Raw genomic sequence first — 19461 nt, 5'->3', positions numbered from 1 at the left:
CGGGGGAGCGATGATGACAGTTTGGTTGACGGGCGCGCTGAGCCTGGCGCTGGGCGGCGTTCTGGTCGTCGGGCTGGTGATCTGGCCAGCCCATCGCCGCCTGCAGCGGGCCGAGTACATTCGCAACTACAGCTGGCCGCCGGGCCTGCTCGACAAGCTTGCGGCCCATCATCATCCCAGCTTTACCCGCAAGGAGACGGCCCTCGTCGCCCAGGGCCTGCGGCAGTTCTTTCTCGCCTATCTCAACAGCGGGCAGCGATATGTCGCCATGCCCTCGCAGGTGGCGGACGATCTGTGGCACGAGTTCATCCTCTACACCCGCGCCTATCAGGATTTTTGCCGTCAGGCTTTCGGCGGGTTTCTGCACCATACGCCGGCGGTCGCTCTGGCTGAGGGCCGCAAGCAGGACAATACCGGCCTGCGCCGTGTCTGGCTCCTGTGCTGTCGCGAGGATGGCATCAATCCCGCGAACCCGTCGCGGCTGCCGCTGCTCTTCGCGCTGGACGTGAAGCTGAACATTCCCGGCGGCTATCGCTACTATCCCGATTGCGCGCAACTGCGCCGCAACGGCGATGCCGGCTCGCAATGCGGCGGCGACTTTTCCGACAGCTCTTATGACGGCGGGACAGACGGTCTCAGCGACAGCAGTGACAGCAGCGGGTCGGATAGCGACAGCGGCAGTGACGGAGGCGGAGGCGATGGCGGAGGTTGCGGCGGCGGTGGCGGGGATTAGTTGTTCCTCCAGCCGCCGGCATTGCCACGGTCGGCCAAACCATGCGGGACGGAACGCGAAATCCAGCTGCCGCCACAACGTGAAAGAACCGTAATGCGCCGGTGAGATCGCGGGCACCTCGGAAGGCCTATTTTTTCGAGGATGGGTCGCATATGGGCGGCCCGGCCAACGGAGAGTTCCGATGTCGGATCTTGCTGAGCCTTTCCCCAATCGGCGTCGCCGGCGCCTGCTCGCTTCGGTTGCCGGCCTTGCGCTCGTTGCCTCGGGCGCCCTCGGCGGTGCGATGATCGCTTATACGAATCCGGCGCGCGCCGCAGCGGTCGTGACCTCGGACCTGCAGGCGCAGGCCGTGCCGTCCTTTTCCCCCATTGTGGAGCGCGTGAAGCCCGCCGTGGTCTCGGTGCGGGTCCTGATCGATAACCTGGCCGACAACGGCAGCGAGGTCTCCCACGAGCTCGACAAGCTGCCGCCTCAGCTCAAGGAGCTGTTCAAGCGGCTCGAACAGAATGGCGGCGCGCAGCCCCGGCAGGCGCCCCGGCAAGGCATGGCGCAGGGCTCCGGCTTCTTCGTCTCGGCGGATGGCTATGTCGTCACCAACAACCATGTCGTCGAGCACGGCAAGGTCGTCACCGTCACGACGGAAGACGGCAAGGTGCTCGAGGCCAAGGTCATCGGCACCGATCCGAAGACCGATCTCGCACTGCTGAAGGTGCTCGCGCCGGGTGACTACCCTTATGTCTCGCTGGCCAGGGACACGCCGAAGGTCGGCGACTGGGTCGTGGCGATCGGCAATCCGTTCGGGCTCGGCGGCACCGTCACCTCCGGAATCGTCTCCGCGCGCGGCCGCGACATCGGCAATGGGCCCTATGACGATTTCCTGCAGATCGATGCCCCGATCAACAAGGGCAATTCCGGCGGGCCGACCTTCAACCTCAAAGGCGAGGTCGTCGGCGTCAACACCGCGATCTATTCGCCGTCGGGAGGCAGCGTCGGCCTGGCTTTCGCCATTCCCGCCGACACGGTCTCTACGGTCGTCGCAGCCCTTCAACAAGGCGGCGCCGTTCAGCGTGGCTATCTCGGCGTGCAGATCCAGCCGGTGACGCGCGACATCGCCGACAGCCTCGGCCTCGACGACGCCTCGGGAGCGCTGGTCGACAGCGCCCTGCCCGGCACGCCGGCGGCGGATGCGGGGGTCAAGTCGGGCGACGTGATCACCAAGCTCAACGGCCAGCCCGTCAAGGACGATCGCGACCTGACGCGCCGTGTCGGCGCGCTGAAACCAGGCGACAAGGCGGAGATCGCCGTTCTGCGCTCAGGCAAGGAGCTGGCCCTGAACGTGGCGCTCGCCCCGCTGAAGACAGAGAAGGTCGCTGAAGTCATCGCGGAGCCGCATGGCGGCGCCTCCGTCCTCGGCGTCCTGCTCGCTCCGGCCAAGCCATCGCATGCGAACTCATCTCACGCCAAGTCATCCAATGGCGCCGCCGAACAAGGTGTCACGATCGCCCGCGTCGACCCCAACGGCCCGGCTGCGAGCAAGGGGCTGAGCAAGGGCGACGTGATCCTCGAAGTCGCCGGCAGGAGCGTCACTCAGCCGGCCGAGGTCAAGGCCGGCATCGCGAGCGCCGCTCAGGACGGCAAGAAGGCTGTCCTGCTGAAGATCAAGACAGCACAAGGCGCGCTGTTCATGGCCTTCCCGCTGCCCAAAGCTTGAGGCGACTGAAAAAGGCCTGAGGCTACTGAAAATCTCCAGGCGGATGTTCAACTCGGTCGGCCATCCGCCTGGAAAGTTTGTGGAATTCAACCGTGGCCATGCCTGCTCGGGCTGGTCTGTTCGGGCGTGAAGCCGAAACAGCCCATCTGCTCGAGATTGGCCGCGCCCTGGTTCGCCATCTTCTGACAGAACAGCAGACGCGCGCAGTCATCCGCGATATTGGTCCAGCCCTGTCCGGGAATGCCCGAGGGCATCTTGTAGGCGCAGGCCGCTTCCCAGGGCGCGCTGGCTTGCGCCGGCGTCATGAAGGATAAGGCGGCGAAACCCGCGACGATGATAAAATGACGCATGACGTTACCTCCAAAAGAGGGAACGCCTGAACGGGAGCGCAATCTCGGCCGCGATCGCAATTTCCGACCGAAGCCGCAGCGCCTCTGCGTTCCTCACCCTGAGAGATAAGCTGCGCCGCAGGCGTTTCAATTCCCTAAGCGCGCGAAAACGCATGCCGGAACAATCACTTCCGCCACTCGTTCATATATGAATCATAACATGCCGGCCAGGCGGCCGCTCACGGCGGCATTTGAGATCGTGGTGCTCAGAACTGCCTTGGCGCCGCAGGCTTTGGAGCCCGCGTCCAGCCGCCGCCCAGGGCCTGGAACAGGCTCGTCGCCGCCTGGAAGCGCGTCAGGCGGACTTGCGCCAAATTGTCCTCGGCCGTGAAGAAGGTCTGCTGAACTTGAAGCACGCTGACCAGATTGACGGTGCCGCCGCGTAGCTGCGCTTCAGCCACCTCAAAGGCCCGGCGCGAGCTGGCCACGACCTCACCCTGCAAACGCTCCTGCAAGCTCGTCTGCTGAAGTGCAATGAGGGCCTTCTCGACATCGGTGAAGGCCGATAGGACCGCCTTGCGATAGGCCTGCAGGTTTTCGAGCTGGGCCCCTTGCGCCTGCTCCAGCTGGCTCTTCAGCAGATTGCCGTCGAGGATCGGCTGGGTCAGGCCGGCCGCGAGGGTGTAATACCACGCACCGGGCCCGAACAAGGACGACAGCGCCTTGCTCTGAAAGCCGGTATTGGCCGTCAATTGGATTTGCGGGAAGAAGGCGGCGCGCGCCGACTCGACGCTGAAATTGGAGGCGGCGAGTTGCGCCTCCGCCTGCATGACGTCAGGCCGCTGCCGCAAGAGCTCCGAGGGAATGCCCGGCGTGACGCGCGGCACCGCGAGGCTGGCGAGGCTTCCGCCGCCCACCGTGAACTTCGCCGGCGCCCGTGCGACCAGCAAGGCGAGCGTGGCGCTGTTCTGGCGCAAGGTGATTTCCAGCGGGGGGATCGAGGCCCGCTGGGTCGCGACCAAGGTCTCCTGCTGCGACACTTCGAGCTGCGATGCGGTTCCCGCTGTGAACTGCTGCTTGATCAGGGTGAGGATGCGCTCGGCCGAGGCCGCGTTGCGGCGCGCGATGCGCAGGCGGTCCTGCGCCGTCAGGAGCTCGAAATAGGTGTTGGCGACGGTCGCGGTCGCGGTCAGCGCCACCACGTCGCGGTTATAGCGCGCCGCGGTCGCATTTTCCTCCGCCGCATAGAGCGTCGCGCGGTTCTTGCCCCAGAAATCGATCATGTAGCTCGCCGTGAGGCCGGCGTTGAACTGCGAGGTCGAGCGCGAGCTTGCGCTGCTGCCGCTCGACGAGTTTGCCGAGCGCAGCCGCTCGGCGGTTCCGGTCCCAGTCAGTGAAGGCAGCAGGGGCGCGCCCGCGATACCGGCCTGCGCGTCGGCCTGGAGGATCTGGGCCACGGCCACGGCGATGTCGAGATTGGCGGCCTGCGCATTCTCGATCAAGCGCGTCAGTTCGCTCGAGCGAAAGCCGCGCCACCAATCGAGCGCCGGCACGGCGCTGTCGGGCGCGCGCGGCCCGGCACGATAGCTCGCCGGCACCTCGAGATTGGCGTCGGGCCGCTCGGTGCCGAGGATGCAGCCGGACAGTCCCATCCCGATCACGATGAGCGCGGCGAGCGGCGCGAGGCGAGGCATGACGCCGATCTTCGGAGCGGAAACAGCCGGCCCGAACGCAACATCATCACGCATTCCGCACCTCGCCCGCACTTGCGTCCGCCGCACCAGAATGCCGTTCACGGCTGCAAGGTTCGGGTTCGATCATCGTCTTCGTATAGCATCTGGCCGGCCGCAAGCAGCCCTCTTGCTGCCCTTGCAAGCCTTGTTGTCCTTGGAAATCTTGCCGTCTCTGGAAGAATGCCCCGCTCATGAGGCCGCACCCGGTGAAGCCGGCGTTTTGCCGGTGTTTTTCAAGCGCTCGCACCAGGCGCGGAACCTGTCGGCGTAGAGATAGATCACCGGGGTCGTATAGAGCGTCAGGACCTGGCTCAGGATGAGACCGCCGACGATCGCGATGCCGAGCGGCTGCCTGAGCTCACTGCCCTCCCCCAGGCCGATCGCGAGCGGCAAGGCGCCGAGCATCGCCGCCATGGTCGTCATCATGATTGGACGGAAGCGCAGCAGGCACGCCTCATGGATCGCGTCAAAGGCGGACAGGCCGCGCGTACGCTGGGCGTCGAGCGCGAAGTCGATCATCATGATCGCGTTCTTCTTGACGATGCCGATCAGCAGGATGACGCCGATGAGCGCCATGATGCTGAACTCCGTGTTGAACGCCATCAATGCGAGCAGAGCCCCCACACCGGCAGACGGCAAGGTCGAAAGGATCGTCAGCGGGTGGACATAGCTCTCATAGAGCACGCCGAGCACCAGATAGATCGTGATCAGGGCGGCAAGGATGAGATAAGGCTGGTTGCTCAGCGAGGCCTGGAAGGCCCGGGCCGTGCCCTGGAAGCTGCCGCGGATCGTGGCGGGCACGCCGATGCGGTTCATCGTCGCCTCGATCGTCTCGACCGCCGCGCTCAACGAGACGTCCGGCGGCAGGTTGAACGAGATGGTGCTGGCGACGAACAGGCCCTGATGATTGACCGATAAGGGGGTCGAGGCCTGCTCGAACCGCGCCAGCGTCGATAGCGGCACCATGGTTTCGCTGGAAGTGCTGACCGCCGACCCGCTCGAGGCGGTGCCGCGCCCGGTCTGGCCAATGGAATTGGTCGCAAGGTTGCGGGCGGCATTGGCGCTGGCCGAGCTCGCCGAGGCCGACTTCCCCGCCGCCACCGTTCCCGAGACCGCATTGGTCGCAAGCGAGCCGCCGACCGATCCGCCGGAGGTGCTGATATAGACGTTTTTCAGCGTCTCCGGATTCTGCCAGAAGCGCGGCGCGACCTCCATGATCACATGATATTGGTTGCGCGCGACGAAGATCGTCGAGACCTGGCGCTGGCCGAAGGCGTCGTAGAGCGTGTTGTTGATCTGGCTCATCGAGATGCCCAGGCGGGTAGCCGTGTCGCGATCGACGACGAGGTTGGATTGGAGCCCCTTGTTCTGCTGGTCACTGTTGACGTCGGCGAGATTGGGCTGCCCCTGCAGCGCGGCCGTGATCTTCGGGGCCCATTCATAGAGTTCTTCGAGGGTCGAGCCCTGCAGCGTGTATTGATATTGCGCGTTGCCGGCGCGGCCGCCGACGCGGATGTCCTGCACGGCCTGCAGGAACAGGGTTGCGCCGGGCACCGCCGAGAGCTCCCGCCGCAGACGGGCGATCACCTGGTCCGCCGAGATCTTGCGCTCGGCCATGGGCTTCAGCGACATGAAGACATTGCCGGAATTGGTCTGCCCGCCGCCGGTGAAGCCCACGGTGGTGTCAACAGCCGGATCCTGCCGGACGATGGCGACGAACTGCGCGAGCTTCTGCTGCATCAGCTGGAAGGAGATGCTCTGGTCGGCCTGGATCGCGCCGACGATCCGCCCGGTGTCCTGCTGCGGAAAGAAGCCTTTCGGGATGATGTCGTAGAGATAGACGTTCAGGCCCAGGACCGAAGCGAAGATCAGCATGATCGCGCGGGGATGGCGCAGCGCCAAAGAGAGGCTGCTCCGGTAGCCGTCGAGCATCCATTCGAAGACCCGCTCGCTGCCGCGATAGAGCCGCCCATGGCGCTCGCCGGTCTCCTTGCGCAGCAGGACCGCGCACATCATCGGCGTCGTCGCCAGCGAGACCGCCAGCGAGATCATGATCGCCAGCGAGGTCGTCATCGCGAATTCGCGGAACAGGCGTCCGACGATGCCGCCCATCAGCAGGATGGGGATGAAGACGGCGACGAGCGACAGGCTCATCGACAGGACGGTGAAGCCGACTTCCTGGGCGCCTTTGAGGGCAGCGTCGCGCGGCTCCATGCCGTCCTCGATATGGCGCGTGATGTTCTCCAGCACCACGATGCAGTCGTCGACGACGAAGCCGGTCGCGACGGTGAGCGCCATCAGCGACAGGTTGTTGAGGCTGTAGCCCATCAGCCACATGGCCGCGAATGTCGCGATCAGCGACACCGAGACGGCCACGATCGGAACCAGCGTCGCGCGCCAGTCCCGCAGGAAGAGGAAGACCACCGCGATGACGAGCAGGATCGCGATCACCAGGGTTCGCTCGACGTCGTGCAGGGAGGCGCGGATGGTCGTCGATCGATCGACAGCCGGCTCGATGTCGATTGCCGGCGAGACGGAGGCGCGCAAGGTCGGCAACAGCGCCTTCACACGGTCGACCACGCCGATGATGTTCGCATTCGGCTGCCTGAACAGGATGACGAGAACGCTGGGCTTGCCATTGGCGAGGCCCGAATTGCGCAGGTTCTCGACGGAATCCACCACCTCGCCGACATCAGAGAGGCGCACCGGGGCCCCGTTGCGATAGGCGATCGTCAGCGATCTGTACTGCGCCGCCTTCTCCGCCTGATCGCTGGCATAGATCTGATAGCGCCGGTCGCCGACATCGATCGCGCCCTTCGGGCTATGGGCATTGGCGCTGGCGATCGCGGCGCGGACATCCTCCAGGCCGATGCCGTATTTGTAGAGCGCCTGGGGGATGAGCTCGACACGCACGGCCGGTAACGAACCGCCGCCGACGACGGCCTCGCCGATGCCTTCGACCTGCGACAATTTCTGCGCCAGCACGGTCGATGCCGCGTCGTAGAGCGCCCCGCGCGTCAGCGTGTCCGAGGTCAAGGTGAGGATGAGGATCGGGGCGTCGGCGGGATTGACCTTGCGATAGGTCGGATTGGCCCGCAGGCTCGTCGGCAGGTCGGCGCGGGCAGCATTGATCGCCGCCTGCACGTCGCGCGCCGCGCCGTTGATGTCGCGATTGAGCCCGAATTGCAGGGTGATGCGCGCCGATCCGACGCTGCTCGACGAGGTCATCTCCGAGACGTCGGCGATCTGCCCGAGATGGCGTTCGAGCGGGCTCGCGACCGTCGTCGCGACATCCTGCGGGCTGCCGCCAGGCAAGGACGCCTGCACCGAGATCGTCGGGAAATCGACCTCCGGCAGCGGCGAGACCGGAAGCTGGAAGAAGGCGACTGCGCCCGCCGCTGCCAGCCAGAAGGTCAGCAGCGTCGTGGCGACGGGGCGGCGGATGAAGACGCTGGACAGGCTCATCGCCTAGCTCGTCTCTCGTGCCGGGCTGATGCCGGGCTCGCGCCCGGCAAAACGCACCGCGAGGCGGTCGAACCAGAGATAGATCACCGGCGTCGTGAACAGGGTCAGGACCTGGCTGACCAGCAGGCCGCCGACGATGGAGATGCCGAGCGGATGCCTGAGCTCCGAGCCGGCGCCGGTTCCCAGCATCAGCGGCAGCGCGCCCAGCACCGCCGCCATCGTGGTCATCAGGATCGGCCGGAAACGCAGCAGGCAGGCCTGGTAGATCGCCTCGCGCGGCGTCTTGCCCTCGTTCCGCTCGGCGTCGAGCGCGAAGTCGATCATCATGATCGCATTCTTCTTCACGATGCCGATCAGCAGGATGATGCCGATGATCGCGACGATCGTGAGCTCCTGCCCGGCTGCCATCAGCGCCAGGAGCGCGCCGATGCCCGCCGATGGCAGGGTCGAGAGGATCGTCAGCGGATGGATGAAACTCTCATAGAGGACGCCCAGCACGATATAGACCGTCACGATCGCCGCCAGGATCAGCCAGATCTGGTTCGAGAGCGAGGATTGGAAGGCCTGGGCCGCGCCCTGGAAGGTGCTGACCACGCTTTCGGGCAGGCCGATCTCGGCCTGCGCCTGCTTGATCGCGGTCACGGCCTCGCCGAGCGAGGCGCCCGGCGCCAGGTTGAACGAGACCGTGGCGGACGGGAACTGGCCGAGATGCGAGACCTGGAGCGGCGCCGTGCCTTCGCGGATCCTCGCGACCACGTCGAGCGGCACCGGTCCCCCGCCGACCGAGGACGGCAGATGGATCGCCGAGAGCGAGCGTAGCGACTTCTGGAGCTGCGGATCGGCCTCGAGGATGACGCGGTACTGGTTGGAGTTGGTGAAGATCGTCGAGACGATACGCTGCCCGAAGGAGTCGTAGAGCGCGTTGTCGATCGTCGCCGGCGTGATGCCGAAGCGCGCCGCCTGGTCGCGGTCGATATCGACGAAGACGGCGAGCCCGCGGGCCGAGATGTCGCTCGCGACATCGGCCAGTTGCGGAAGCTCCTTCAGCTTGTCGACCAGCTTGGGCGTCCATTCGGCAAGCTGGTCGGCGCTCGCATCCTGCAGAATGAATTGATACTGCATCCGGCTGACGGTGCCTTCGACGGTCAGGTCCTGCACCGGCTGCATGTAGAGCGTGATACCCGGAAGAGAGGCCGTGCGCTCCTGCAGGCGCTGCATCACCGCAGCGATGTTGGAGGTCCGCTCCTCATGCGACTTGAGATTGATCAGGATGCGGCCGCTGTTGAGCGTGCTGTTGGTTCCGTCCACGCCGATGAAGGAGGACAGGCTCTCGACATCGGGATCCTTCAGGATCTCGCTCGCCAGCGCCTGCTGCCGCTTGGCCATCGCGGCGTAGGACACCGATTGCGGCGCCTCCGAGATCGCCTGGATGACGCCGGTGTCCTGCAGCGGGAAGAAGCCTTTCGGGATGGTCACGTAGAGCAGGCCCGTCAGCCCGAAGGTCGCCAGGGCCACCAGCAGCACCAAGGTCTGGCGATCGAGCACCCAGTTCAGCATGCGGGCATAGACCGCGATGATGCCGTCGAAGGCTTCGCGGCTCCAGCGCTGGAAGCCGTTCTCATGGGTCTCGGTCGCTGCCTTCAGCAGCTTCGCGCAGGCCATCGGCACCAGGGTCAGCGAGACCACGGCGGAGATCAGGATCGTCACGGCAAGCGTGATCGCAAACTCCCGGAACAACCGGCCGACGACATCGCCCATGAACAGCAGCGGGATCAGCACCGCGATCAGCGACACCGTCAGCGAGATGATGGTGAAGCCGATCTGCTCCGAACCGCGCAAGGCGGCGTGAAGCGGCGTGTCGCCCTCCTCGATATAGCGCGAGATGTTCTCGATCACGACGATGGCGTCGTCGACGACGAAACCGGTCGAGATGGTCAGTGCCATCAAGGTCAGGTTGTTGAGGCTGAAGCCGCTCAGGTACATCACACCCAGCGTGCCGACGAGCGACAGCGGAACCGACAGGCTCGGGATCAGCGTCGCGCGCGTGCTGCGCAGGAAGACGAAGATCACCAGCACGACGAGAACCACCGCCAGCGTCAATTCGTATTCCACATCCCGCACCGAGGCGCGGATGGTGATGGTGCGGTCGGTGAGTACGGCCATGTCGATCGCGGCCGGCAGCGACGCCTTGAGCTGCGGCAGGAGCGCCTTGATGCCCTCCACGACAGAGATGACATTGGCGCCGGGCTGCCGCTGGATATTCAGGATGATGGCCGGCGCCGCATTCATCCAGGCGCCGAGCTTGTCGTTTTCCGAACCGTCGGCGACCTCGCCGATGTCGCTGAGCCGGACGGCCGCCCCGTTCTTGTAGGCGACGATCAGCGATCTGTAGCCATTGGCGGTGCGAATCTGGTCGTTGGCGTTGATCGTCGAGGCGCGCAAGGGGCCGTCGAAGCTGCCCTTGGGCGTGTTGACATTGGCGGTGCCGAGCGTGCTGCGCAAATCGTCGATGTTCAGGCCATAGGCGGCGAGCTTGCGGATATCGGCGCGGATGCGCACTGCCGGCCGCTGCCCCCCGCTGATGCTGACCAGCCCGACGCCCGGGAGCTGGGAGATCTTCTGTGCCAGCCGCGTATCGGCGAAGTCCTGCACCTGCGTCAGCGGCATGGTCGCCGAGGTCAGCCCCAGGGTCAGGATCGGCGCATCGGCCGGGTTGACCTTGGCGTAGATCGGCGGCGCCGGCAGGTCCGAGGGCAACAGGTTCCCGGCGGCGTTGATCGCGGCCTGGACCTCCTGCTCCGCGACGTCGAGCGTGATGTTGAGCCCGAACTGCAAGGTGATGACGGATGCGCCACCGGAGCTGACCGAGCTCATCTGGTTGAGGTTCGGCATCTGGCCGAACTGGACCTCGAGCGGCGCCGTGACCGAAGAGGTCATCACATCCGGGCTCGCGCCCGGATAGAAGGTCTGAACCTGGATGGTCGGGTAGTCGACTTCAGGCAGGGCCGCGACCGGCAGGAAGCGGAAAGCCAGGATGCCCGACAGCATGATCGCGACCATCAGCAATGTGGTCGCGACCGGCCGCAGGATGAAGGGCCGCGACGGGCTCATGGCTGGCGGCCGCCGTTCTGCCGCCGCCTGCCGCCTGCCGGTTGTTCTGGCTGCGCCGGGCCCGCACCGCTTTCCGAGCGCACGCTGATCTTCGCGCCGTCGCGCAGCTTGTCGGCGCCGTCGATGACGATGGCGTCGCCCGGGTTCAGCCCCGAACGGACCTCGACATGCTCGCCATCGCTGATCCCGAGCTCGACCTTGCGGACGGAAACGGTGGCGTCGGCATTGACGAGATAGACGAAGGTTCCCGGCACCCCGCGCTGCACGCCGGCCGTCGGCATCAGCGTGACGTCCTTATGCGTATCGACCAGCAGGCGGATATTCACGAACTGGTTCGGATAGAGCGTCCTGCCCTCATTCCCGAACTGTGCGCGCAGCTTGATTGTTCCTGTGGTGGAATCGATCTGGCTGTCGAAGGTCTGCAGGACGCCCTCGGCGATCTTCTTGGCGCCGGCGCGGTCGAAAGCCGTGACCGGCAGCGTCGCACCGCTCCTCAACCGCGCCGAGATCGCCTGCAGATTATCCTCCGGCATCGTGAAGAGGACGCTGATCGGCGCCAGTTGGGTGATCACCACGAGGCCGTTGGTGTCCCCGGGGGTGACGTAATTGCCCTGATCGACCTGGCGCAGGCCGACGCGGCCATCCGCCGGCGCGACGATCCGGCAATATTGCAGATTGACCTCGGCCGCGTTGACCTGGGCGCGGTCGGCGGCCACCGTTCCCTCATACTGGGCGACCAGCGCGGTCTGGGTATCGAGCGTCTGGCGGGAAACGGCGTTCTGGGCGGAGAGGCCCTGATAGCGCGCCATATCGACCTGCGCGCCCTTGAGCAGGGCTTCGTCGCGCGCCAATTGCCCCTTCATCTGCGCCAGGACCGCCTCATAGGGGCGCGTGTCGATCTCGGCGAGCAGATCGCCCTTCTTGACGTCCTGGCCTTCCTTGAAATCGATCCGGACCAGTTGCCCGCTGATCTGCGAGCGGACCGTGACGGTCGCGAGCGAGGAGACGGTTCCCAGCGCGTCGAGATTGATCGCGATATCGCCCTTCCTAACGATTTCCGGCACGATCGACATCGGCACGGCCGTGCGGCCGCCGCGCCCCGGCGGCGGCGCCTCGGCGGCTTGTCGCCGGCTCCACCAGAGCGCGCCGCCGGCAACGAGCAGGAGGAGCAGCCAGATGACGGGCGAGCGCAGGCGCGATCTCCGCACGGGCACTGCGGGCGCCTCGCTGTCGGGGGGCAGCTTCGGGAACACAGGCTTCTGGTTCATCGACGCACCGTCACTGTTTCGATCTCCACTGCGACGATACACCAGTCGGGCAAACGCCGAGCGTCCATCCCGCTTTTGCTGGCGCTGGCCTTAGAGCATTGCGCGAAAAAGTAGGCACCGGTTTTTCGCATGAGCAATGCTCTAAACTTTTAGAATCGATCATGCTTCTCGCATTCGGACGCTTCCGTTCGAATGCGACATGATCTGGGCCGAATCCGCACACGCCAACCTAGCCACAGATGTGGCTTTTTCCCGTCCTATCCATGGGCCACCATGGAATACCGTCAAGACCGGTCGATCGTGCCCTATCAGCCATGCACACCGGAATTCCACACCGAGTTTTTCTGCCCCGATGCGAGGTGACCCTGATGACGACGCGAGAGCCCATCCTTCACCCCGTGCGGATAAGCGAGCTCCGGCCGACCCAGATGACGGTCGGCCTGCGCGAGGTCGAAGCCAAACGCCGGCTCTGGCGCGAGAAGCACGGCGTGCATGCGCAGGAATTCCTGGGCAGGCACATGATCCCGGTGCTCAAGGGCCCCAAGGAACGCTTCTACATCCTCGACCATCATCACCTGGCGCGCGCGCTTGACGAGGAAGGCGTCGAGGAGGTGCTCGTCAATGTGGTGTCTAATCTGTCGAGCCTGACCAGGCAGAGCTTCTGGACGTTCTGCGAACACCGCGCCTGGACCCATCCCTACGACACCGAGGGCGTGCGCCGCAGCGTCGACGACATTCCCAAGCGGATCGCCGACCTCAAGGACGACCCCTACCGGTCACTCGCCGGAGAGCTCCGGCGCGCCGGCGGCTTCGCCAAGGATGTGACGCCGTTCTCCGAGTTCCTCTGGGCCGATTTCCTGCGGCGGCGCATCTCGCGCAAGCGCGTCGTGAGCGCATTCGAAGCAGCGGTGGTCAAGGCACTCGATCTGGCAAGGAGCCAGGAGGCGAATTACCTGCCGGGATGGTGCGGTCCCATAGAGGGCTAGCCATTGGCGCGATCCGGAGCTGCCGGACGAAGGCTATCCCGGGGCGCATGGCGCGAGGCGGCACTGCGATGAGGCAATCCAATACGGCTCTCGATTGGCTCGGACACAGGCTGGCCCGCGTGCTGCTGCGCGAGACGCCCGGCCAGGAGCTCTTCATCCCGTCGGATCCGGATGCGCTGCGGCGCACGCTGCGGCCGGGCGATGTCGTGCTGGTCGCCGGCTCCAGCACGATCGCAACGGCGGTCAAATACCTGACGCAGTCGACCTGGTCGCATGCCGCGCTTTATGTCGGGGACGTGCTTGGGGCGCCCGATGACGGCAGCGAGCGCCACAACTTGATCGAAGTCGTCCTCGATGCGGGTTGCAGGTCGGCTCCACTCTCGAGCCTGGCGCGGTTTCACACCCGCATCTGCCGGCCCGTCGGGTTGATCGAGAGCGATCGCGACGAACTGATCAACTTCATGATCTCGCGCCTCGGCATCCGCTATGACATGCGCAACATCGTCGACCTTGCCCGCTATCTGCTGCCGACACCGCCCATCCCCTCACGCTGGCGGCGACGCATGATCGCGCTGGGATCGGGAGAGCCGACCCGGGCGATCTGCTCGACGCTGCTCGCTGAGGCGTTCGGGCGCATCGGCTACCCCATCCTGCCACGCATCGAGCAGGGCGCAGCGGTCAAGCGCGGCATCAGCAGCTGGCGCCGTCAGGAACTCTTGCATATCCGGCACCACAGCCTCTATGCGCCCGCCGATTTCGACATCTCGCCCTATTTCGAGATCGTCAAGCCAACCATCGTGGAGGGCTTCAACTACAAGGGCCTGACCTGGGCGGACGGGCCTTGAGGCCGGTTTTCCGCCACACCTCAATGGTCGTTTCGGAGCACGATCATGCACAATAGGTAAATACCACTGTACTGGGCGTCAACGCTGGAGGGGGCATGTCTGTCCTATTCCTATCCAGGCATGCCACGCCTCGCGCCAAGACTTGTCATTCAAGAGCGCATCTGTGATCTTGAGATAAGATATTTGCCGTAACGCCGGCAATCGAATGCTGGTGAGTTTCGGAGAACGCGAACCCCAGACGGTTCCGGGGCGGGACTTTCATCACCACCAGCCCTCTAAGCGGAGGTTGTCATGAAAGCTCATTTCATCGGTGGCGGCATTGGGTCGCTTGCGGGCGCCGCCTTCCTGATCCGTGACGGCGGTGTCGTCGGCAGCGATATCACCATCTATGAAGGTTTGTCGCTGGTCGGCGGCAGCCTCGACGGCACCAGGCTGGCGGACCACGCTTATTCCCTACGCGGCGGTCGCATGCTGACCACGGATCACTACGAGTGCACCTGGGACCTGCTGAAGGGCATCCCGTCAATCGATAATCCCAGCAAGACCGTCTACGAGGAAACCGTCGCCTTCAACGAGGAGCAAAAGGCGCATTCGCAGGCGCGCCTCATCGATCACAACTGCTTCAAGATCGACGTTTCGACCATGGGCTTCACCATGCAGGACCGCATCGAACTGGTCAGGCTTGCCGAGACATCGGAGGAGGAGCTGGGCGCAAGCCGCATCACCGATTGGCTCTCGCCGCCATTCTTCCAGACCAATTTCTGGTGCATGTGGCAGACCACTTTCGCTTTTCAGACTTGGCACAGCGCCGTGGAACTGAAGCGCTATCTGCATCGCTTCATAAACGAGTTCCCGCGCATCGAAACGCTGGGTGGCGTCAAGCGGACCGTCTACAACCAGTTCGACGCAATCGTGCGCCCATTGCTGGAGTGGCTTCAGCAAAAGGGCGTCCGCTTCGAGAACGGTGTGCGCGTCACCGACATGGAGCTGATCGACGAGGCCGGCAAGCTGCGCGTCGCCGGCCTCTCTCTGAGCCGTGACGGCAAGCTGGAATCGCTGACGGTGAAGGATGGCGATCTGGTGTTTTTCCAGAATGGTTCGATGACCGACGCCACCAGCCTGGGTACGATGACCAGCCCGCCGAAGCGTTTGACCAAGGCCGACAGCCATGGCTGGGAGCTTTGGGAAAAGATCGCAGCCGACCGGCCGGAATTCGGCAATCCCGCCGTCTTCAACAGCTCGATTCCCGAATCCTACTGGGAATCCTTCACAGTCACCTGCAGCACCCCTGCCTTCTTCGACAAGATGGAGCGGTTCTCAGGTAACCGAGCCGGCACCGGCGGCCTCGTGACGTTCAAGGATTCGAACTGGTTGATGTCGGTGGTGCTCTACCACCAGCCACATTTCATCGATCAGCCAGCCAATCTGCAGGTACTCTGGGGCTATGCGCTCCATCCGGACCGGGTCGGAGATTTCGTGCCGAAGCCGATGTCGGCATGCAGCGGCGCCGAAATCCTGCGTGAATTATGCGGGCATCTCAATTTCGATCCCAGCGTCTTCGATGGCGCGACCTGTATCCCCTGCAACCTGCCCTACATCACCAGCATGTTCATGCCCCGCGCCAAGGGCGACCGGCCGCTTCCGGTGCCGAAAAATTCGAAGAACCTGGCCTTCATCAGCCAATTCGTCGAAATTCCGGACGACGTGGTCTTCACCGTGGAATATTCGATCCGGGTGGCGCAGACGGCGGTCTATCAGCTCCTGGGGTTGGATCAGCAGATCCCGCCGATCACCCGGCACGACAGATCGATCAAGGTCATTGTCGAGACGATCGAAAAGGCCTTCGCCTAGCTCCTTGTTTTATCGCATTTTCTTCACGCGAACCGGTATCCACTTGCCGAGAGAAGCGTGTCAGCAGCAATCTGCGGTCTACGCCTTCAGCAACGGTTCCTCGGCAACAATCTGGGCGACGAAATCCATGACCGCGCGCACCGGCCTCGAATTGCGCAGGTCGCGGTGGACGACGAGCCAGATATCGCGCGAGAAGGACGGCGCGTTTCTATCGATCCTGACGAGATCGGAATCAGCCTCGCCCAGGAAGCAGGGCAGACCGGCGACGCCGACCCCGGCCCGCACTGCTATCAGGTGCTCGCTGATATAGTTCAATTCGCAAACAATCGGGCGATCGCCCGCAATGCCGAGCAGCCATTGCTGCTGAGGCATGTCGGTGAAGGCCTGGTCGAAGGCGATGAATTGCCAACGCTCAGGCGCAGCGAGATCGCCATACGAGCGGTGGGCGTAGAGGCCGAAAGGCATCGCACCGATCTTCCGCGTGACACTGCCAGCCTCGTCGGGTCGCACCAGCCGAACGGCGACATCCGCTTCCCGACGGCTCAGCGAAACCTGCTCGCCTTGCGCCGCGAGCGACAGCCGGATGTCGGGATGCTCGTCATGGAAGCGTGCGAGATGGCGAGCCAGCAGTGGCGCGACAAGGACAGGAGGCGCGCTGACCGCGACGCGGCCGACGAGCGGCGCATGCGCGGCCTTTGCCAGCCGGGCGATGCCGTCTGCGCTGGCCTCCATCGTGAGGGCGCGCTCGCGCACGGCTTCCCCGATAGCCGTCAGACGGCAGGATCGCGGCAGCCGGTCGACCAGACGGGTGTCGAGCGCCATTTCGAGCGCTGCGAGCCGCCGGCTCACTGTCGCATGATCAACCTTCAGCTTGCGTGCCGCTCCTGAGAGCGTGCCGCATTCGGCCACAGCCAGAAAATGGCGGATGTCTTCCCAATCGGTCATCTGTGCGAATTCTCAAGGATCGCTGGCAGATATACCGAATTTTTGCGGAGAGCGCGCGGGCATAGTTTGGGGACCGAAACCGGCCGGCTAGCCACGATGGCCAGATGACGCCAATGGCAGAGCCGACACGGTATCCAGGAGAACGAAGCATCATGTCAGGTCAACGTTTTGGGGTCGGCATTGTTGGCTTGCAGCCAGGCCGGAGCTGGGCTGCAAGATCCCATGTGCCGGCGTTGCGCGCGCTCTCAGACAGCTTCGAGATCGTAGGCGTCGCCAATTCGAGCAGGGCGAGCGCCGAAGCCGCCATTGCCGAGACCGGGCTTTCCCGTGCCTTCGACACTGTCGCGGAGCTGGTCGCCGCGCCGGAGGTCGATATCGTGACCGTCGCCGTAAAGGTGCCCCCTCACTTCGAGATCGTGAAAGCGGCCATTGCAGCAGGCAAACACGTTTATTGCGAATGGCCGCTCGGCAATGGCCTGGCCGAGGCAGAGGAGATGGCCGCGCTGGCGGAGGCAAAAGGCATTCTGGGTGTCGTCGGCACACAGGCACCGTTTGCGCCGGAAATCGCATATCTGAAGCAGCTTATCGCGGACGGCTTCGTCGGCGAGGTGCTGTCGACCACGCTTGTCGCTTGGGGCGGCGCCCTGCAGGGCGGAGGCAGCATTCCCGACAAGAAAACCTATGGCTATCTGCTGGATCGCAGCAATGGCGCCACCATGCTGACGATCCCGGTGGGCCATACGCTGGCAGCGCTTACGAGCGTGCTCGGGCCCGTCAGGGAGGTTTCGGCGGCGCTGGCGACGCGGCGCCCAACCGCGCTTGTGGTCGACACTGGCGAGATCATGCCCGTATCCGCCCCCGACCAGGTCCTCATCTCCGGGATGCTGACCCGTGGCGTGCCTGTCTCGCTGCATTATCGCGGCGGCGAACCGCGCGATGGCGATGGCCTGTTCTGGGAGATCAACGGAACAAAGGGCGACATCCGGGTCTCAGGCCCGTCCGGTCACACACAGATGGTGCAGCTTGCCCTCAAAGGGATCAGGGGCGAGGAGAAGGCATTCCGGCCCATCGAGGTGCCAGCCTCATATCGCGCCGGCTGGCCGGAAGCTGTCGAGCCGGGCAATGTCGCGCATGTCTATGCCGGAATGGCTCATGATTTGCGACACGGCACGCGCACGACACCGCGTTTTGATGATGCCGTGGCTGTGCATCGTGTCATTGACGCCATCGAGCGCGCCGCCGAGAGCGGAAGGCGCGTATCCCTTTAGAGTGTTTTCGAGCGAAGTTGACACCGGTGCGCGTAAAGAAAACGCGTCAAAACAAAGATCTAGAGCAATTGAACGATCCAGCTGGATCGGAAATTGCTCTAGGGCCCGGAACCATAAACTGGCGGAAACTGGCTGGTGACGGCCCAAAGTACCGAAATCGATGCACGATAGTGATTGAGGCTAATCTCACTTTTCATTTTTTCGCGCTGCCTTGTTGAAAGCGCTCCGCGACACCGTCAATCTGAACCCAATGATGTTTCGCTTGCTCAAAGATGGATCGAGAAGGAGCCGGGTATTGCGGGTCTGCCAGCGCGCCGACAGCAACGCCGATGAACCCCGGCAAATTGTCGGCCTTCCAATAGACCGTCGATCCACAATTCGGGCAAAAGAAATTGTGAACCTTCCCACCGCTTGCGGCCGAGCGCGTAAATTCCCGCTGGTCTCCTGAAATGGTTATAGGTTCGGCGGGATAGAAGGCGCCAACGCCGAACGGGCCACCGCTCCTGCGTTGGCAATCGAGACAGTGGCAGACAACAACCTGTCTCGACGCCTCCGGAAGCGTCAGTGTCAGGGCACCGCAACTGCATTGCGCACGCGCCATTGGAGAACCTCCAGTTTTTTTGGAAGGTTACGAATCTTGCGCCCAAGAATCCCACAACGAGCGCTGTATCCGCCGCCACGCCTCAATGGTCGTTCCAGAACTGGGTCATGCACCAATAGGTGAAGGCCGAGGTCCAGCCGATGAAGACGAGGCCCGAAAGCCCCTCGACGCCCGTGAACAGGCGCAGCGGCCCGTAGAGGAACGTCTCGTTGCTCCCGAGCGCCGCATAGGATTCGAACGAAACATAGAGGGATTGCTTGAACGAGCCGGGAATCCCGGCCCCGAATATCTGCGTCCGGGCGCTGATGGAGAGCACCCACAGCATGAGCGCGAACAAGCTGATCTGAACGACATGGCTGCCGAGCGCGCCGGCGACGACGTAGATGATCCTCTGTCGCGGCGCGATCGAGAGTTTGGGCGCGCTGCAGGAGAGCAGCCGCAGCAACTCGTAATGCACCAGCATGCAGGCCAGGGCGCAAAGGGCGGAACCGATCGGAAATACAAGCATGGGCACATCCTGGCTGTCACAGGCATGTCGTCGGCCGTCGCCCCCGGCGCGGTTTGCTTGTCTCAACCGATTGCGGCTCGGGCATGGTGCTTAGAAGGCATGAGCCT

General features: G+C 64.2%; 14 protein-coding genes. 6 read left to right on the top strand and 8 right to left on the bottom strand.

Annotated features, from left to right (window positions below; translation table 11 throughout):
• Window positions 1–13: 13 nt before the first annotated feature.
• Both BMZ97_RS01720 and BMZ97_RS01715 read left to right on the top strand, forming a co-directional pair.
• A complete protein-coding gene (locus tag BMZ97_RS01720) occupies window positions 14–733 on the top strand; it encodes a glycine-rich domain-containing protein (RefSeq protein WP_092166484.1) in 720 nt (239 codons plus the stop codon).
• A 181-nt stretch (window positions 734–914) separates the two neighbouring features.
• Window positions 915–2444, top strand: a complete 1530-nt coding sequence (locus tag BMZ97_RS01715) for a Do family serine endopeptidase (RefSeq protein WP_092164856.1) — start codon at window positions 915–917, stop codon at window positions 2442–2444.
• A gap of 86 nt (window positions 2445–2530) precedes the next feature.
• Here the strand turns inward: BMZ97_RS01715 and BMZ97_RS01710 are convergent, their stop codons facing one another.
• The 5 genes from BMZ97_RS01710 to BMZ97_RS01690 all read right to left on the bottom strand — a co-directional run bounded on the left by BMZ97_RS01710 (window position 2531) and on the right by BMZ97_RS01690 (window position 12350).
• Window positions 2531–2794 carry a hypothetical protein gene (locus BMZ97_RS01710; protein ID WP_092164854.1) on the bottom strand — a complete coding sequence of 88 codons (264 nt, stop codon included), beginning with the start codon at window positions 2792–2794 and terminating at the stop codon, window positions 2531–2533.
• Window positions 2795–3039: 245 nt separating this feature from the next.
• Window positions 3040–4467: an efflux transporter outer membrane subunit gene (locus tag BMZ97_RS01705; protein WP_092166482.1), complete on the bottom strand. Its 1428-nt coding sequence runs from the start codon at window positions 4465–4467 to the stop codon at window positions 3040–3042.
• Window positions 4468–4695: 228 nt separating this feature from the next.
• Window positions 4696–7971, bottom strand: a complete 3276-nt coding sequence (locus tag BMZ97_RS01700; RefSeq protein ID WP_092164848.1) for an efflux RND transporter permease subunit — start codon at window positions 7969–7971, stop codon at window positions 4696–4698.
• Window positions 7972–7974: 3 nt separating this feature from the next.
• Window positions 7975–11082 (bottom strand): MdtB/MuxB family multidrug efflux RND transporter permease subunit, encoded by a 3108-nt coding sequence (locus BMZ97_RS01695; RefSeq protein ID WP_092164843.1) that lies wholly within the window; start codon window positions 11080–11082, stop codon window positions 7975–7977.
• Complete coding sequence (locus BMZ97_RS01690; protein ID WP_092164829.1) at window positions 11079–12350, bottom strand: MdtA/MuxA family multidrug efflux RND transporter periplasmic adaptor subunit; 1272 nt, start codon at window positions 12348–12350, stop codon at window positions 11079–11081. The genes BMZ97_RS01695 and BMZ97_RS01690 overlap by 4 nt, the downstream gene beginning before the upstream one ends.
• A 368-nt stretch (window positions 12351–12718) precedes the next feature.
• On the opposite strand from BMZ97_RS01690, the gene BMZ97_RS01685 reads away from it, so the two are divergent.
• From BMZ97_RS01685 to BMZ97_RS01675, 3 genes are all read left to right on the top strand, one after another.
• On the top strand, window positions 12719–13336 hold the full coding sequence (locus BMZ97_RS01685) for a ParB-like protein (protein ID WP_092164828.1): 618 nt from the start codon (window positions 12719–12721) through the stop codon (window positions 13334–13336).
• A 68-nt stretch (window positions 13337–13404) separates the two neighbouring features.
• Entirely contained in the window at window positions 13405–14181 is a 777-nt protein-coding gene (locus tag BMZ97_RS01680; RefSeq protein WP_092166480.1) for a C40 family peptidase, read from the top strand.
• Window positions 14182–14472: 291 nt separating this feature from the next.
• On the top strand, window positions 14473–16032 hold the full coding sequence (locus BMZ97_RS01675) for an oleate hydratase (RefSeq protein ID WP_092164827.1): 1560 nt from the start codon (window positions 14473–14475) through the stop codon (window positions 16030–16032).
• Window positions 16033–16110: 78 nt separating this feature from the next.
• On the opposite strand, the gene BMZ97_RS01670 is transcribed toward BMZ97_RS01675, so the two are convergent.
• Window positions 16111–16977 carry a LysR family transcriptional regulator gene (locus tag BMZ97_RS01670; protein ID WP_092164826.1) on the bottom strand — a complete coding sequence of 289 codons (867 nt, stop codon included), beginning with the start codon at window positions 16975–16977 and terminating at the stop codon, window positions 16111–16113.
• 113 nt (window positions 16978–17090) lie between these two features.
• On the opposite strand from BMZ97_RS01670, the gene BMZ97_RS01665 reads away from it, so the two are divergent.
• Window positions 17091–18245, top strand: coding sequence for a Gfo/Idh/MocA family protein (locus BMZ97_RS01665; RefSeq protein ID WP_244546191.1), 1155 nt, complete (start codon window positions 17091–17093; stop codon window positions 18243–18245).
• A gap of 193 nt (window positions 18246–18438) precedes the next feature.
• Here the strand turns inward: BMZ97_RS01665 and BMZ97_RS01660 are convergent, their stop codons facing one another.
• Both BMZ97_RS01660 and BMZ97_RS01655 read right to left on the bottom strand, forming a co-directional pair.
• Window positions 18439–18846 (bottom strand): GFA family protein, encoded by a 408-nt coding sequence (locus BMZ97_RS01660; protein ID WP_092164824.1) that lies wholly within the window; start codon window positions 18844–18846, stop codon window positions 18439–18441.
• Between the two features lie 82 nt (window positions 18847–18928).
• A complete protein-coding gene (locus BMZ97_RS01655; protein ID WP_092164823.1) occupies window positions 18929–19354 on the bottom strand; it encodes a hypothetical protein in 426 nt (141 codons plus the stop codon).
• Window positions 19355–19461: the final 107 nt, after the last annotated feature.

The organism is Allobosea sp. OK403, assembly GCF_900113835.1.
Lineage (GTDB): Bacteria > Pseudomonadota > Alphaproteobacteria > Rhizobiales > Beijerinckiaceae > Allobosea.
The sequence above is the reverse complement of the archived record's forward strand: the minus strand, read 5'-3'. Positions and strand labels throughout refer to the sequence as shown.